This window comes from Streptomyces sp. NPDC051555, from assembly GCF_044454405.1.
Taxonomy (GTDB): domain Bacteria; phylum Actinomycetota; class Actinomycetes; order Streptomycetales; family Streptomycetaceae; genus Streptomyces.
In genome coordinates this window covers 1-13,927 of sequence record NZ_JBITDP010000039.1, presented here as the reverse complement: position 1 = coordinate 13,927, position 13,927 = coordinate 1, and the positions used below count along the sequence as shown (strand labels likewise).

The following is a 13,927-nucleotide window of genomic DNA, read 5'->3' as shown; positions in this document are numbered from 1 at the left end:
CGCCCCGCGCGGGGGCGGGCGGGGGGGGGGCGGCCCGCCCGGGGGGGGGGGGGGGGGGGGGTTCCCCCCCCCCCCCCCCCGCTCACGTCGTATCCGTATCCGCTGTTACGTGGTGGCCAGCACCCGCATGCCGGCCCTCGCCATCAGCGCCGGCATCGCCGCCGCCAGCGCCTCGCGCCAGTCCCGGATCACCTCGATGCCGGCCGCTTCCCAACGGCCGCGCTCCAGCACGCCGTACGCCGGGCGTCGGGCCCCCGCGGCGGGGCCGACGAGGGGTCGGACCCGTCCGGGATCCGCGCCCAGCAGCCGGAACACCTCGCGCGCCAGCTCCAGCCGGGTGCAGTCGCCGCCGCTGGTGGCGTGGTAGATGCCAGGGGCCGCGCCGAGCCGGGCCGCCCGGCCCAGCGACACGAGCCGGTCGGCGACGTCCAGGCTCCAGGTGGGCTGACCCCGCTGGTCCTCGACGACGTCGACGAACTCCCGCTCCCGCTCCAGCCGGATCATCGTGGAGACGAAGTTGTCGCCGCCCTCCCCGAACAGCCAGGCCGTCCGCACGACGTATCCGGTCCACGGCAGGAGCCGCAACACCGCCCGCTCGCCCTCCAGCTTGCTGCGCCCGTACGCGGTCCGCGGCGCCGGCGGCGCGTCCTCTGGGTACGGGACGCGCGCCTCGCCGGAGAACACGTAGTCCGTGGACAGGTGCAGCAGCAGCGCGCCGAACTCCCCGCACGCGCTCGCCAGGTGCAGCGGCGCCGCGCCGTTGACGTGCTGCGCCTGCGCCTGGTGCGTCTCGGCGGCGTCGACGTCCGTGTACGCCGCCGCGTTGACCACCACCACCGGCCGGTGCGTGGCGATCGCCCCGCGCACCGCCCGCCGGTCGCGCACGTCGAGCTCCCCGCGGCCCAGGCACATGGCCGGCTGTCCGGCCGCCTCCAGCGCCGCCCGCAGGTCCCGGCCCAGCAGCCCGTCCGCTCCCGTGACCAGCCAGTGGCTCACAGGGCGGCCTTCTGCTTGAGCGGCTCCCACCAGGCCCGGTTGTCCCGGTACCAGGCGAAGGTCTCGGCGAGGCCCTGGTCGAACTCCTTGCGGGGCCGGTAACCCAGCTCGGTGGAGATCTTCGTGCAGTCCACCGAGTAGCGCAGGTCGTGGCCGAGCCGGTCGGCGACGTGCTCGACCCGGTCCCAGCCCGCCCCCGCCAGGTCCAGGAGCAGGGTGGTCAGCTCCTTGTTGCTCAGCTCGGTGCCGCCGCCGATGTTGTACACCTCGCCCGCGCGGCCGCCCGTACGCACCAGTTCCAGGCCCTGGACGTGGTCGTCGATGTGCAACCAGTCGCGGACGTTGAGGCCCTCGCCGTAGAGCGGTACGCGCAGCCCGTCGAGCAGGTTCGTGACGAACAGCGGGATGACCTTCTCGGGGAAGTGGTGGTGCCCGTAGTTGTTCGAGCACCGGGTCACCCGAACGTCCAGGCCGTGCGTCCGGTGGTACGACAGCGCCACCAGGTCCGAGGACGCCTTGGAGGCGGCGTACGGCGAGTTCGGCTTCAGCGGATCGGTCTCCGGCCAGGACCCTTCGGCCACGGACCCGTACACCTCGTCCGTGGACACGTGCAGGAACGGCACGGGGCCACCGGGGCGGCGCAGCGCGGCGTCCAGCAGCGTCTGCGTACCGAGCACGTTGGTGGTGATGAACTCGGCCGCGCCCAGGATGGAGCGGTCCACGTGCGACTCGGCGGCGAAGTGCACCACCTGGTCGTGCCCGGCCACCAACTCGGCGACGAGCGCGACGTCGCAGATGTCCCCCTGGACGAAGCGGAACCCGGAATGGCCGCGCACCGGATCGAGGTTCGCGGGATTGCCCGCGTAGGTGAGCTTGTCGAGCACGGTGATCGCCACGTCCCCGGGGCCGGCGGGCCCGAGCAGCCTACGGACGTAGTGCGAACCGATGAACCCCGCCCCGCCGGTGACGAGGATGCGCGTGACGTCAGTGGTCATGAGGAGATCTGCACCTTGCTGTGGTCGCCGAGGATGAGACGGTGGGCCGCGGGGACCCGGGGGGCGGGGGTCACCTCCACGTTGCGTCCGATGATCGAGGCCTCGACGCGGCTGGCGCCGCGGACCGAGGAGCCGTCCAGGATGATGGAGAACTCGATCTCGCTGTCGGTGATCGTGCAGTCCCGGGAGATCGAGGTGAACGGCCCGATGTACGAGCCGGCGATCACGCTGCCCGCGCCGATGACGGCGGGGCCGACGATGCGCGAGGCGCTGACCTGGGCGCCCTCGTCGATCTGCACCCGGCCGATGATCTCACTCGTGGCGTCGACCAGGCCCTCGATGCGGGGCTCGGCGCGTTCCAGGACGGAGCGGTTGACCTCCAGCATGTCGTTGACGTTCCCGGTGTCCTTCCAGTAACCGGAGATCGTCGTGGACCGGACGTCGAGGTCCGCGTCGATCAGCCACTGCAGGGCGTGGGTGATCTCCAGCTCGCCGCGCCAGGAGGGCTTGATGGCGCGCACGGCCTCGTGCACGGCGGGCGTGAAGAGGTAGACGCCGACGAGCGCGAGGTCGCTCTTGGGGACCTCGGGCTTCTCCTCCAGGCCCACCACCCGGCCGTCGGGGCCGAGCTCGGCGACGCCGAAGGACTTCGGGTCGGAGACCTGGGTGAGCAGGATCTGCGCGGTGGGGCGGTCCGCGCGGAAGGAGTCGACGAGGTCGGAGATGCCGCCGACGATGAAGTTGTCGCCGAGGTACATGACGAAGTCCTCGTCGGCCAGGAACTCCCGGGCGATCACGACGGCGTGGGCGAGGCCCAGCGGCGCGGTCTGCGGGATGTAGGTGACCTCGATGCCGAACTTCGAGCCGTCGCCGACGGCTTCGCGGATCTCGTCGGCGGTGTCCCCGACGACGATCCCGACCTCGGTGATGCCTGCGTCCGCGATCGCTTCCAGGCCGTAGAAGAGCACCGGCTTGTTCGCCACGGGCACGAGCTGCTTGGCGGATGTGTGGGTGAGGGGGCGCAGGCGGGTTCCGGCCCCGCCGGAGAGTACGAGAGCCTTCATGGCACCAGAGGCTAGAAGTGCCCACTTGAGCCGGGGTGGGGGTTCGCCTTGAGCCCGGTCGCGGCCTCGCCCCCGCTCCAGCGGGGCTCCACCACGCATGCGGATGGTCGGTGTGCAGCGGCGATGAGCGGCGCGAGCCGTCACGAGAGGCAGGCACACACCCATGTCGGAGAACCACCGGGACCTCGTCCAGCGCTTCGTGGACATGATCAACAGCCACGACGTGAGCACGATGGCGGAGCACACCGCCGCCGACCACATCGACCACAACCCGATCGTCGCGGACGGCATCGAGGCCAACACGGCCTTCTTCCAGTCCATCTTCGACGCCTTCCCCGACGTCAAGGTCGTCGCCCACGACCTGATCGTCGACGGCGACCGCGTCGCGGGCCGCTTCGAGTACTCGGGCACCCACCAGGGCCCCTTCTTCGGCATACCGGCCACGGGCCGCAGCCTGAACTTCCAGTCGATCGACATCTGGCGCGTCGAGAACGGCCTGCTGGCCGAGCACTGGGACCAGCTGGACGTGCCGGGCATGTTCCACCAACTGGGCGCGGACTTCTACGCGCTCCAGGGGGAGTAGCGGTACGTCGCGTCGGACCCGCTCCACGGGTACGGGCACGCGAAGAGGCCCGGCCCGGCCGGCGTCCGCCGACCGGGCCTCCGCTTGCTTCGTGAGCGGTGGACGCAGGGCTCGCCGGCGTTCGTGTCCTTGTCGGTGCGGCTTCAGCGACACCCCGTCGTTCTGACGGGCGGTACGGAGTCAGGCGACGCTTCTCCGCGCACCAGGAGGAGCAGGACTTCGCGTCGGACCCGCCTCACTCGCTAGCGTGTTCCGACCATGTGACCGAACCATGAAGGAGTGTCCACCTCTCCTTCGTCCTCGTGCCACTTGGGAGGTACCGAGACTTTTGAGTATCATTGAATTGCTAGTTTGAGCGACTGCTCCACACGATGTCGCTATCCACGGATCCGCCTGGACGCCCGACTGGGTCCTCTCCTCCACGGAGGGCGCTGACCCTTCCGCACAGAACGAACCCCGATCCGCTTCTGGATCGAAGGGAAACGGCGAGGTTTCTTTCCCGCCAGGGCGCTTTCAGTCCAGATAAATTCCGGATCATTTGTGCTTCGTCTTCGCTGGCGGCGTGAAGCTCGATGGAATCGTAGTGAGTCACCAGCTGCATGGCACTCACACTCTCGAAAAGCAGGTCCAGGCAGTTGCCGTGCACTCCTTCGGGAACTGCCCGTAGGAGCAGCTGGGAATGTCCGACCCCGTACCTCCAAACTCTGAAGCTCCGGTCGGAACTGAACATGGCCGAAGATTCGCCAGTGCTATTTAAATGGACTTTCATCGGGGCGCCCTCCTGGCGGTCCGGGCCGGGTGGAGTTGCCGCCCGGCCCGGACCGCGGGTGTGTTGTGACCGCTGCCTCAGCGGTTGTGGTGGTGGTTCTGGTGGTGATGGCGGTTGTGGTGGTTGTTGTGGTTGTAGCAGTAGTACCAACCCCAGTCCCAGTTCCAATACCAGTCGTAGCAGTAGTTGTGGTCGTTATGGCTGGGGGTCATCGCCGCCGTGCTGGCGCTGTGCGCCGCCGTTGGCGCGGCGAAGGCGGCGGAGGGCAGCAGTGCCCCCGCAGCGGCCAGGGCCGTCGAGGCCGTGAGTACGGCGAAGCGCTGTTTTCGGGATGTGCGAGTCATGGTCGTTCACCTCCGGCGAGAAATGCTTTCGGTTGCGGGATCCCATGTCTCGATTGAGCCCGATCGAGCGCGCCGGGTCATGCCCCTGGAATTCGGGGCTTGACAGATCGCTGGGTTCAGTCGGCCAGGAGGTGGTCGGCCTTTCCCGCCTTGATGTCGCGGATCAGTTGGCGGAGGGCGTCGGTGGTGTCGGTGAGGTACGAGGCCTCCGCGCCCGCGACGGCGATGTAGCTGTTGCCGTTCCCGTCCACCCCGATCCGGTAGCAGCTCGCCCCTTCGCCGCAGAACGCTTCTTCCCAGACGATGTCGGCCATCGATTGCCTCTCAGAGTTGACGGGCCAGTTGGTGGATGAAGTCCCGGGAGGCTTCCGGTCCCAGGCTGAGCCGTTCCATCCAGTCCAGTTGGGCACGGTACTTGGACAGTTGGGCCTCGGTGTGCAGGAAATCGGGGCCGTGCGTGCTGTCGACCTGCACGGTGTCCAATCGGGGGACAGGGCCCTCCAGGTAGTTGACCGTCTGACCGGCACCGGGGAAGCCGCCGCCTTCGAAGGTCAGGACGCGCACGGCGATGTTGTCCCGTTCGGACGTCTCGGCGAGGTGCTCCAGCTGGGCGCGAGCCACCTTGCGGCCTCCGAACTGCATGCGTAGCGCCGCTTCGTGCACGACTGCCACGTATGCGGGTGCCGATTCGCCCTCCAGTACCTGCTGGCGCTCCAGCCTGTGGGCCAGCCGGAGGGCGATCTCCTTGTCGGGGAGGGTGGGTACGACGAAGCGGAAGAGGGCGAGTGCGTGGTCACTCGTCTGCAGCAGGCCCGGCATGTGCACCGAGTGCGCGCACCGCATGCGAGTGGTGTGGGACTCCAGCTCGGCGATGTCCAGTACGGCGGCGGAGAGCGTGCCACGGTAGCGCTCCCACCAACCGCGCTGGCGGGGTTGGGCCATGGCGACGAGGGCGTCGACGTACGCCTCGTCCGCACAGTCGCAGTGGCAGGCGAGCGAACGCAGCCGCTCCTCGCTGATGGTGCGTACCCCTTGTTCGATGGCGGAGACCTTCGTGCGGTCGACCCCGAGCAGACCCGCGGCGGAGTCGGCGGACACGTCCGCTGCCAGCCTTATGCGGCGAAGCTCTGCGCCCAGTCGCTTCTGCCGTTCTGTCGGTGCGGTGCGTGGCGGCATGGGTGCAGTCTGCCGTGCGAGCGTCCACCGAATCCACGGGGTGGGTTAATTCCCGCATCGAGGTGGCGAAAAGGCCACCAGAATCGCTACTTTAGGTGACGCACCGCTCACGCAGTGGGAGATGAAGTGCATCGCCGCAGCATGCCTCGGGCCTCGGCGACGAGCCACGCTCCCCGTCCGCGTCAGCCATTCGTGCGCGCCGAACTCGCCGTAGTCACCGTCGACCTCAGGGAGTCCCGCGATGTCCAGCCAGCCCTTCACCACCTGCCCCCCGCCCCCGCCCGCGAGCGTCGGGGGCGAACCGCCCGCGCTCGGCACGCTCACCTACAGCCTCACCGTGCCCGGGGAGCCGCTCGGGGCCCAGATCGCGCGGTCCGCCGTACGGGCCGTCCTGCACGCGTACCGGCTCGATCCGCTGGCGCCCGCCGTCGTCCAGGTGACCGGCGAACTGGTAGCCGCAGCTTGGCAGTTGGATCCCGGGCGGAGCCTGTACCTGTCCGTCCGCCACCGCGACGACTCGCTGCGTCTGACGGCCTACGACGGGCACCAGCCCCACGCCCACCCCAGGCTCGCCGCCCACTGCGAGGCCCGGCGCCGGGCCTCGCTGCGGCTGATGGCCGCGGTGGTGCGGGCCTGCGGCGGGGCCTGGGGCTTCGGGGAGTCCCGCGAGCCCGGCGGCGGCACCCGGACCTGGGCGACCCTGCCGCTGAGCGGCGCGGCCGACTACCTGTACGCCTGAGAGTGCGTGCCGCGGCCTCGGAGTCCGCCCCGTCATGTCAAGCGCGGTTGCGGTTGCGGTGGCGGATGGGGCAGGCTGGGACGATGACAGACACAACCCGTGCCACCCGGGTCGCTCTTGACGCGGACGAAACCCTGGAGCTGGACCGTCTGGCCCGCACGGTGGACGAGCGGGGCCGGGCCTTCGACGAGGCACGTACCGCGCTCGCCGAAGCGGCCGGCCGGATCGCGGCCCGGTACGACCGGGGTGGCCCGGCCGCGGTCGCGGCCCGGGTGGGCTGGTCCCGCCAGCACGTCTCGACCCTGGCCGCCGCCCACCGCCGCGCGGCCAGTACCGATGACGTGGCGGCGGCATGAGCACCGCGGCGGAGCAGCCGCACGGCGGCAGCGTGCCCCAGCCGGCCGCGACCGCGGAAGACCTGCGCGCAACCTTGGCCCGCATCGCCCCCGAAGCGGTGCCGACGTTCGACGCCGAGCGCGCCACCGCCATCACCCGTGCCCGGGAGCAGGTCAGCTCCGCCCCCGTGCGCCGCTTCCTGCGCCAGTGGGCCCTGTACGTCGCGATCGAACGCCACCCCGACACGGCGGCCCGCCTGCGTCGGCTGGAGGACCGCGCGGCTCATATCACCGACCGGGACGAGGCCCGGGCGATCGCCTCCGAGATCGGCCGGATCCTCGACAAGGCCGCAGCCGAAGCCGGTGTCGCCGACGGCGGAGCCCGGTGACCGTCTGGCGGTGGGAGTACGACCCGAACGCCGACGAAGTCATCAAGGGCCTGGCCGCCCACGTCACGGCCGAAGTGGAGCGCCTGGCCGACGAACTCGTCGCCCTCGCCGATGTCGGAGTGGACGTCACCGACATCGGCGAAGGAGGCCGCAAGGGCGTCCCCGGAGGGCTGCGCCGCATCCCGCTCCTGGACGACGGCTGGTTCTACGCGCTGCCACTGCCCCGGATGCGGCTGATCGCGATCGTCCGCGTGATCCCGCCCTACACCGACCTCTAGACCGGCTGGCGCAGTCACGGCATCGGCTTCCGCGGGGTCAGAGCGTCGCGGCCGCCGTCGTGGCGATCGATTCCATCAGGTGGGCGTGGGTGAGGATCGCTTCCGTGTGGGGGGTGAAGGGCTCCTGGTCGAGGATGGTGTGGGCGAAGGTGCCCGCGATGTTCGTGAAGTGGTGGTCCGGGGCGAGGGGGATCTCCTCGGTGCCGATCGCGCGTTCCACGCGTAGGAGCGGGGTGAAGTCGTCCGGGGTGCTGAAGGCGCGTTCCAGGCGCAGGCGGCCCTCGCTGCCCCACAGGCCGTAGCCGCTGAGGTAGGAGTGCTCGACGCCGTACGTGAGGTGGGCGGCGGCGCCGGAGGGGGAGGTCAGCAGGGCGCTGCCGGCGGGCTGGGGACCGTACGCGCTGTCCGGGCGGACCTGCGCGCCCGCCACCCGCAGGTCCGGGCCGAGGAAGAGCTGGGCCGCGCGGACCGGGTACGCCGCCACCTCCGGCAGGGTGCTCGCGCGCACCCCGCCCGGGCGCAGCGGGATGCCGAACTCCGAGGTGAAGAGCTGGACCTCGCCGATCACGCCGTCCGCCACCAGCTCCCGCACCCGCGCGTGCTGCGAGTGGTGCAGGAACATGAAGGACTCCATCAGGAGGAGGCCGCTCTCGCGGGCTGCCGCGACCGCCTTCTCGGCGTCCGGGAGGGAGGTGGCGAAGGGCTTCTCGCACAGCACGTGCTTGCCCGCGGCCAGCGCCCGCAGCGTCCATTCGACGTGCAGCTCGGGCGGCAGCGGGATGTACACCGCGTCGACGTCCGGGCGTTCGAGGACGCGCTCGTAGCCGGCCAGCGGCGCGCCGCCGAAGCGGTCCGTGAAGTACCGGGCCTTCTCGATCGTGCGGCTGGCGATCGCGGTGATCTCGACCAGCGGTTGGCGCAGCATCGAGGGCAGCATGCGGCGGTCCGCGATGTCGGCGCAGCCCAGGACGCCGATGCGCAGGGCTCTGGGCGCGCTCACAGGGCGTACGCTCCGCCCAGCGCCCAGGCCGCCCGCAGGCTGGTCAGGAGCGTGCGGGCCTCGATGTTCAGGTAGTTGCTGTGCTTGAGGAGGCCGGCCAGCTGGCCCGCCGTCACCCACAGGAAGCCCTCCGGTACGTCGACGGGGAACTCGTCCCCGACCTCCACCAGCGCGTAGCGGTTGCCCGCGTGGTGGAAGCGCCCGCCCTCCTCGGACTGCACGGTGTCGTAGAGCATCCGGGACTTCGGCGCCGAGAGCACCATGTCCAGGTAGCGCGGCTGCCGCTCGGGAGGCAGGGTCAGCGCCCGAACCGGCTGGCACTGCACGGTCGGGCCCAGCTCGGCGACGTCCAGGACGCCGGCCTCGGAGCGGGCCTGGGCCAGCAGGTGCGGGACGCCGCCGATCCGGCGGACGACGAAGGCGGCGAGACCCTGCTCGGCGGGGGCGAGCAACGGCTGGGTCCAGCGCTGGACCTCGCGGTTGGCGGCGGACACCGAGGCCGCGATCACGCTGAAGTGGTGGCCGCCGGCGTGCCTGATCTCGTGGTCGGTGCGCTCCCAGCCCTGTACGCCGGCCAACGGCAGGCTGCTCTGCACCAGTTCGCGGGTCGCCTTGATCTCGGTGAGCCACGACAGGACGTGCTCCGTCGTGTGCAGCGAGGGGCCCTCGTCCGCGAAGGTGGGGATCAGCGACAGGACGGTGCGGGCGTCCATGTTGATCACGTTGTTCTCGTAGAGCAGCTGGTGTATCTGGCCGAGGGTCAGCCACACGAAGTCCTCGTGCTCGGGTACGTCGCCCAGCGCCTCGACCACCATGTTCCGGTTCCGCTTGCGCAGGAACCAGGAGCCCTGCTCGGACTGGAGGGAGTCGAACAGCACCCGCGAGCCGACCCGCGGGGGCTTGAAGTAGTCGATGTAGTGCACGGGCGCGCCCTTGTGCACGGCGGTGTAGTTGCTACGGGTCGCCTGCACGGTGGGGGACAGCTGCACCGTGTCGAGGTTGCCCGGCTCCATCTTGGCCTGCATCAGGCAGTGCAGGACGCCGTTGAACTCCTTGACGACGATGCCGAGGATGCCGACTTCCGGCTGGTTGATGATCGGCTGCGACCAGGACGCGCCGTGGCCGCCCCATTCGGTGCGCACCCGCAGGCCCTCGACGGAGAAGAAGCGGCCGCTGTCGTGGACGAGGTTCCCGGTGCCATCCTCGAAGTGCCAGCCGACGAGCTCGGCGAAGGGGATGCGCCGCACGTCGTAGCGGTTGGTGCGCCGCTGCTCGGCGAACCAGTCGCGGAAGACCGGGTTGGGGGTCACCGAGCTGTCGAGGGCCTGGGCCGACAGGGTGAACCGCCGCCCCAGGCTCGTGACGACGCCCGGGGGCATTGCCTGGGTGATGGTCATCGGTGGACTCCTTCGCCTTGTCCCGCGCGCCCAGGGGCAGCCGGTCGCACCACGACGATGGGGGAGCGCGATCGGCTGTGGCTGGAGAGGGCCTTGAGGTGGGGCGCACGGGGACTTGAGGGGCGTGGGCTCGCGTGGCGTGGGCTCGCGTGGCGTTCGCTCATGTGGCGTGGGCTCGCCTGGCGCGGGCTCGTGTCTCGTGGGCTCGTGTCGGTCAGCCTGCCGTTGCCGCCAGGGCGGGGGAGCGGGCCGGCCGCTGCTGCTGGGCCTCGGCGGCGCGTTCCGTGCGGTGCCGCTCCCGGTAGTGGCCCGGTGCGGCGAGGAGTTCGGCGTGCGTGCCGCGCTGGACGACGCGGCCCCCGTCCAGGACGAGGATCTCGTCCGCCGCGTCCAGACCGATCGTGCGGTGGCTGATCAGCAGCACCGCACGGTCGGGGCGCGGCGCGAGGAGCGCGGCGAGCACGGCGTCGGCCTCCCGCGGGGCCAGGGACTCGGTGGGCTCGTCCAGGACCAGGACGGCCGGATCGGCGAGCAGCGCGGCGGCGAGGCCGAGGCGGCGGCGCTCACCACCCGAGAACGCGGCGGCGTCCTCGCTCACCCCGGCGTCGAGCCCGCCGGGCAGCCCGCGCACCCAGTCCGCGGCCCCGGCCCGGGTCAGGGCCGCCCACAACCGGTCCTCGTCCGCGCCGGGGCGGGCCAACAGCAGGTGTTCGCGCACGGTGCCGGCGAAGACGTGGTGGTACTGGGTCAGCCCGGCGGCCGACCGCGGCCGCAGCGTGCCGGGCGCGAGCTCCGCGAGCGGTACGCCGCCCAGCGCGACCCGGCCCGTGGTGGGCTCCAGCAGCCCCAGGGCCAGCCCGGCGAGCGTGCTCTTGCCGGAGCCGCTGGGCCCGACGAGCGCGATCCGTCGGCCCGGCGCGAGCAGGAGCCCGACCCCGGTCAGGGCGGCGCGCGCGCTGCCGGGGTGGGTGACGCCGACGTCGGTGAACTCCAGGGTCAGGGGGCCCTCGGGGAGGGCCCGGCCGCCCTCCGCGGGGACCGGGCGGCGCAACGAGTGCAGGGCGCGCAGCCGGTGCAGGGAGGTGGTCAGGCGGGTCAGGTGGTCGGCGGCGGTGCGGACGGGGGCGGCGAGGTCGAGGGTGGCCAGGGCGGTCAGGGTCAGGACGGCGGCGGTCACCGGGTCGGCGGCGCGCACGGCCAGGACGGCCACCGCCGCCGTGGTGCCGAGCTGGACCAGGACCGCCGCCGCGGCCGGCACGGCCGCGGTGCGGGCGGCGGACCGCTCGCTGCGGGCCACGGCCCGCGAGGCGGCCCGCTCGTCCCGCACCACCCGCTCCGTCGCGCCGCACAGGGCGAGGTCCTCCGCGCCCTCGACCACATCCACGGTCCGCGCGGCCAGTTCGGCCCGGGCCGCCGACAGCCGGGCCGCCGTACGCCGCCCGGTGAGCGCGGAGAGCAGCGGCAGCGCCACGCAGGCCAGCAGCAGCCCCGCGGCCAGCGCCCAGCCGGCGGCGGGCAGCACCAGAGCGCTCCACACCGTGACCCCGCCGCCCACCAACAGCGCGGTCAGCAGCGGCAGGGCCACCCGCAGCAGCGCGTCCTGCACCGCGTCCGCATCGGCGACGAGCCGGTTCAGCAGCTCGCCGCGGCTGAACGCCCGTAGCCCGTACGGCGCGTGCGGGGCCAGCAGCGTCAGCAGCCGCCCCCGCAGCCGCTCCATGATCCGCAGGGTCGCGTCGTGGCCCCACAGCCGTTCGGCGTAGCGCAGCGCGCCCCGCCCCAGGGCGAAGGCGCGCACCGCGACCACCGCGACCATCAGGGCGCCGAGCGGCGGCTGTTGGGAGGCCCGGCAGATCAACCAGGTCGCGCTCGCGGTCAGGGCGATGGCACAGGCCTCGCCGAGGGCGGCGGCGAGCGCGGCGCACACGAGCCGGGCCGCGTCCGCCCGCGAGAGGGAGGGGGCGGGGGCGGCGGAGGGGGCGGGGGGCGCGCCGGGGAACGGGGGCACGGCGGTCATGGGCGGCTCTCCTTGAGCGCGGGCGCGGCTACGGCCATTGAGGGCGCGGCGACAGCCATGGAGGGCGCGGCTCCGGGCACGGGCAGGACCGCCGGCCCGGCCGGCAGCCGCAGGACGGTGTCCGTGTGTTCGACCACCGCCGGGCGGTGGGTGGCGACCAGCAGCGTGGCCCGGCCGGCCACGGCCGCCAGGGCCCGGAGCACGTGCTCCTCCGTACCGCCGTCGAGGCGGGCCGTCGGCTCGTCCAACAGCAGGAGCGAGGGGCGCCGCAGCAACGCGCGGGCCAGCGCGATCCGCTGGCGCTCACCGCCGGACAGGCCGGCGCCGCCCTCGCCGACGCGGGTGGCGGCTCCGTCCGGCAGGCGGTGTACGAAGTCGGCCGCGCCCGCGGCCTCCAGCGCGTCCCACACCTCGCCGTCGTCCGCCCCCGCCCGCCCCAGCCGCACGTTGTCCGCGACCGACAGGGCGAACAGGTGCGGCTGCTGCGGCACCATCGCGATCCGGTCCGTCCACGCCGCCCGGTCCTGCGGGGTGCGCGCGACCACCGACACGCCGCCCACCCGCAGGTCCCCGGCGAGCGGCGGCAGCAACCCGGCGACCGTCCGCAGCAGGGTGGTCTTGCCGACCCCGCTCGGCCCGGTCACCGCGCAGCTGCGCCCGGCCTCGAAGCGCCAGGACAGCCCGGTCAGCGCGGGAGGCCCGGACGTGTGCCCGACGGCGAGCTGGTCCAGTACCAGGGGGAAGCGGGCCGGGTCGGGCAACGGCCGTACCAGGGAAGGTCGTACGAGGGAAGGCCGTTCGCGGACGCGCGCCGGACCGGCCGCGTCCCCGTCGAGGATGGTGCGGACCTGCGCCAGGACCGTACGTCCCTCCTGCGCCGCGTGGAAGCGCGCGGCCAGCAGTCGCAGCGGCCGGTACGCCTCCGGGGTCAGCAGCAGCACGGCCAGTCCCGTCGACAGCGGCATCGCGCCGTCCAGCAGCCGGAAGCCGACCGGGACGGCGATCAGCGCCACCGACAGGCTGGTCAGGGTGTCCATGACGAAGGTGGAGAGGAAGGCCACGCGCAGGGTCCGCACCGTCGCCCGCCGGTGTTCGGCGGCCCGTGCGCGCACGCTCTCGGCGGCCCGGTCCTCCTGCCCGAAGACGCGCAGGGTGGCGAGGCCGCTCAGGGCCTGGAGGAAGTACCCGCCCAGGCGCAGCAGCACCGCCCACTGCGCTTCGGTCCGGGCCTTGGTGTGCATGCCGACCAGCGCCAGCAGCAGCGGCACCAGCGGCAGCGTGACGAGCACGACCAGGCCCGAGACCCAGTCCGCCGCCCAGATGGTGCCGGCGACGGCGAGCGGCAGGACCACCACCTGCGGGAGCAGGGCGATCGATCCGGTGAGGTGGTCGTCGAGCGCGTCCATGCCCCGGCCGAGCAGGGCGACCACCGAGGCGGGTCGCGGGCCCCGGCCGCGTACGGCGGCCGCGGTGACGGCCTCGGTGAGCTGCGCCCGCAGCTCCTCCTTGTACCGGGCGGCCGCCGCGCCCGCCGAGGCCCGGTCCCACCAGGCGTGCGCGGCCCGTCCGGCGATCACGGCCGCCAGCAGCGGGACCGGAACGGCGTGCAGCGCGGCGCCCGGGCCCCGCTCGACGGCGGCCGCGAGCACCGAGGCCAGGACGACGCACTGCAAGAGCGTCAGAACGGCTTCCACCACCGCGCCGAGGGCGCGGTGCACGAGGAACCGCCGGAGCAGGGGCGAACTCCGTAGGGTGTAGCTCTCCCGGAGGGAAGATCGCTGTTCAGGCCGTGAGGTCGTAGTCGTGCTGGTCGGGGGTGGGGTAGAGGCGCTCGTGCTCGCGGGC

At 72.5% G+C, this 13,927-nt stretch carries 15 protein-coding genes; 5 read left to right on the top strand and 10 right to left on the bottom strand.

What is annotated here, in order from left to right; genetic code table 11:
- Window positions 1-105: 105 nt before the first annotated feature.
- The 3 genes from rfbD to ACIBEA_RS40760 are packed head-to-tail and all read right to left on the bottom strand — an operon-like array spanning window position 106 to window position 3,055.
- Window positions 106-996 carry a dTDP-4-dehydrorhamnose reductase gene (gene rfbD, locus ACIBEA_RS40770; protein ID WP_399268909.1) on the bottom strand — a complete coding sequence of 297 codons (891 nt, stop codon included), beginning with the start codon at window positions 994-996 and terminating at the stop codon, window positions 106-108.
- On the bottom strand, window positions 993-1,991 hold the full coding sequence (gene rfbB / locus ACIBEA_RS40765; RefSeq protein WP_399268907.1) for a dTDP-glucose 4,6-dehydratase: 999 nt from the start codon (window positions 1,989-1,991) through the stop codon (window positions 993-995). The genes rfbD and rfbB overlap by 4 nt, the downstream gene beginning before the upstream one ends.
- On the bottom strand, window positions 1,988-3,055 hold the full coding sequence (locus tag ACIBEA_RS40760; protein WP_399268905.1) for a glucose-1-phosphate thymidylyltransferase: 1,068 nt from the start codon (window positions 3,053-3,055) through the stop codon (window positions 1,988-1,990). Before ACIBEA_RS40760 ends, rfbB begins: the two co-directional genes overlap by 4 nt.
- 163 nt (window positions 3,056-3,218) lie before the next feature.
- Here ACIBEA_RS40760 and ACIBEA_RS40755 point away from each other — a divergent pair, with 163 nt between their 5' ends.
- Window positions 3,219-3,638: an ester cyclase gene (locus tag ACIBEA_RS40755; protein WP_399268903.1), complete on the top strand. Its 420-nt coding sequence runs from the start codon at window positions 3,219-3,221 to the stop codon at window positions 3,636-3,638.
- 846 nt (window positions 3,639-4,484) lie between these two features.
- On the opposite strand, the gene ACIBEA_RS40750 is transcribed toward ACIBEA_RS40755, so the two are convergent.
- The 3 genes from ACIBEA_RS40750 to ACIBEA_RS40740 form a co-directional block, all read right to left on the bottom strand.
- Window positions 4,485-4,751 (bottom strand): hypothetical protein, encoded by a 267-nt coding sequence (locus tag ACIBEA_RS40750; protein ID WP_399268901.1) that lies wholly within the window; start codon window positions 4,749-4,751, stop codon window positions 4,485-4,487.
- Between the two features lie 116 nt (window positions 4,752-4,867).
- On the bottom strand, window positions 4,868-5,065 hold the full coding sequence (locus tag ACIBEA_RS40745) for a hypothetical protein (RefSeq protein ID WP_399268898.1): 198 nt from the start codon (window positions 5,063-5,065) through the stop codon (window positions 4,868-4,870).
- A gap of 10 nt (window positions 5,066-5,075) precedes the next feature.
- Window positions 5,076-5,927, bottom strand: a complete 852-nt coding sequence (locus tag ACIBEA_RS40740) for a DUF5753 domain-containing protein (protein ID WP_399268895.1) — start codon at window positions 5,925-5,927, stop codon at window positions 5,076-5,078.
- A 241-nt stretch (window positions 5,928-6,168) separates the two neighbouring features.
- On the opposite strand from ACIBEA_RS40740, the gene ACIBEA_RS40735 reads away from it, so the two are divergent.
- The 4 genes from ACIBEA_RS40735 (at window position 6,169) to ACIBEA_RS40720 (ending at window position 7,668) form a co-directional block, all read left to right on the top strand.
- Window positions 6,169-6,666 (top strand): ATP-binding protein, encoded by a 498-nt coding sequence (locus ACIBEA_RS40735; RefSeq protein WP_399268892.1) that lies wholly within the window; start codon window positions 6,169-6,171, stop codon window positions 6,664-6,666.
- Between the two features lie 83 nt (window positions 6,667-6,749).
- The gene (locus tag ACIBEA_RS40730; protein ID WP_399268890.1) at window positions 6,750-7,022 is read left to right on the top strand and encodes a hypothetical protein; all 273 of its coding nucleotides are present in this window, start codon (window positions 6,750-6,752) and stop codon (window positions 7,020-7,022) included.
- On the top strand, window positions 7,019-7,390 hold the full coding sequence (locus ACIBEA_RS40725) for a DUF6247 family protein (RefSeq protein WP_399268887.1): 372 nt from the start codon (window positions 7,019-7,021) through the stop codon (window positions 7,388-7,390). The genes ACIBEA_RS40730 and ACIBEA_RS40725 overlap by 4 nt, the downstream gene beginning before the upstream one ends.
- The gene (locus ACIBEA_RS40720; protein ID WP_399268885.1) at window positions 7,387-7,668 is read left to right on the top strand and encodes a hypothetical protein; all 282 of its coding nucleotides are present in this window, start codon (window positions 7,387-7,389) and stop codon (window positions 7,666-7,668) included. The genes ACIBEA_RS40725 and ACIBEA_RS40720 overlap by 4 nt, the downstream gene beginning before the upstream one ends.
- A 37-nt stretch (window positions 7,669-7,705) precedes the next feature.
- Here ACIBEA_RS40720 and ACIBEA_RS40715 read toward each other — a convergent pair whose 3' ends face one another.
- The 4 genes from ACIBEA_RS40715 to cydD all read right to left on the bottom strand — a co-directional run bounded on the left by ACIBEA_RS40715 (window position 7,706) and on the right by cydD (window position 13,800).
- Window positions 7,706-8,668: a Gfo/Idh/MocA family protein gene (locus ACIBEA_RS40715; protein ID WP_399268883.1), complete on the bottom strand. Its 963-nt coding sequence runs from the start codon at window positions 8,666-8,668 to the stop codon at window positions 7,706-7,708.
- Entirely contained in the window at window positions 8,665-10,065 is a 1,401-nt protein-coding gene (locus tag ACIBEA_RS40710; protein ID WP_399268881.1) for an NDP-hexose 2,3-dehydratase family protein, read from the bottom strand. Before ACIBEA_RS40710 ends, ACIBEA_RS40715 begins: the two co-directional genes overlap by 4 nt.
- Window positions 10,066-10,279: 214 nt before the next feature.
- Complete coding sequence (gene cydC, locus ACIBEA_RS40705; protein ID WP_399268879.1) at window positions 10,280-12,082, bottom strand: thiol reductant ABC exporter subunit CydC; 1,803 nt, start codon at window positions 12,080-12,082, stop codon at window positions 10,280-10,282.
- The gene (gene cydD / locus ACIBEA_RS40700; protein ID WP_399268877.1) at window positions 12,079-13,800 is read right to left on the bottom strand and encodes a thiol reductant ABC exporter subunit CydD; all 1,722 of its coding nucleotides are present in this window, start codon (window positions 13,798-13,800) and stop codon (window positions 12,079-12,081) included. The genes cydC and cydD overlap by 4 nt, the downstream gene beginning before the upstream one ends.
- Window positions 13,801-13,927 lie beyond the last annotated feature (127 nt).

What these genes read in the sequence shown, in the direction of transcription:
- ACIBEA_RS40730 (WP_399268890.1), top strand. Translation starts at nt 6,750, where the DNA reads ATGACAGACACAACCCGTGCCACCCGGGTCGCTCTTGACGCGGACGAA.
- ACIBEA_RS40710 (WP_399268881.1), bottom strand. Translation starts at nt 10,065, where the DNA reads ATGACCATCACCCAGGCAATGCCCCCGGGCGTCGTCACGAGCCTGGGG.
- ACIBEA_RS40755 (WP_399268903.1), top strand. Translation starts at nt 3,219, where the DNA reads ATGTCGGAGAACCACCGGGACCTCGTCCAGCGCTTCGTGGACATGATC.
- ACIBEA_RS40725 (WP_399268887.1), top strand. Translation starts at nt 7,019, where the DNA reads ATGAGCACCGCGGCGGAGCAGCCGCACGGCGGCAGCGTGCCCCAGCCG.
- rfbB (WP_399268907.1), bottom strand. Translation starts at nt 1,991, where the DNA reads ATGACCACTGACGTCACGCGCATCCTCGTCACCGGCGGGGCGGGGTTC.
- ACIBEA_RS40760 (WP_399268905.1), bottom strand. Translation starts at nt 3,055, where the DNA reads ATGAAGGCTCTCGTACTCTCCGGCGGGGCCGGAACCCGCCTGCGCCCC.
- ACIBEA_RS40740 (WP_399268895.1), bottom strand. Translation starts at nt 5,927, where the DNA reads ATGCCGCCACGCACCGCACCGACAGAACGGCAGAAGCGACTGGGCGCA.
- ACIBEA_RS40745 (WP_399268898.1), bottom strand. Translation starts at nt 5,065, where the DNA reads ATGGCCGACATCGTCTGGGAAGAAGCGTTCTGCGGCGAAGGGGCGAGC.
- cydC (WP_399268879.1), bottom strand. Translation starts at nt 12,082, where the DNA reads ATGACCGCCGTGCCCCCGTTCCCCGGCGCGCCCCCCGCCCCCTCCGCC.
- ACIBEA_RS40735 (WP_399268892.1), top strand. Translation starts at nt 6,169, where the DNA reads ATGTCCAGCCAGCCCTTCACCACCTGCCCCCCGCCCCCGCCCGCGAGC.
- ACIBEA_RS40750 (WP_399268901.1), bottom strand. Translation starts at nt 4,751, where the DNA reads ATGACTCGCACATCCCGAAAACAGCGCTTCGCCGTACTCACGGCCTCG.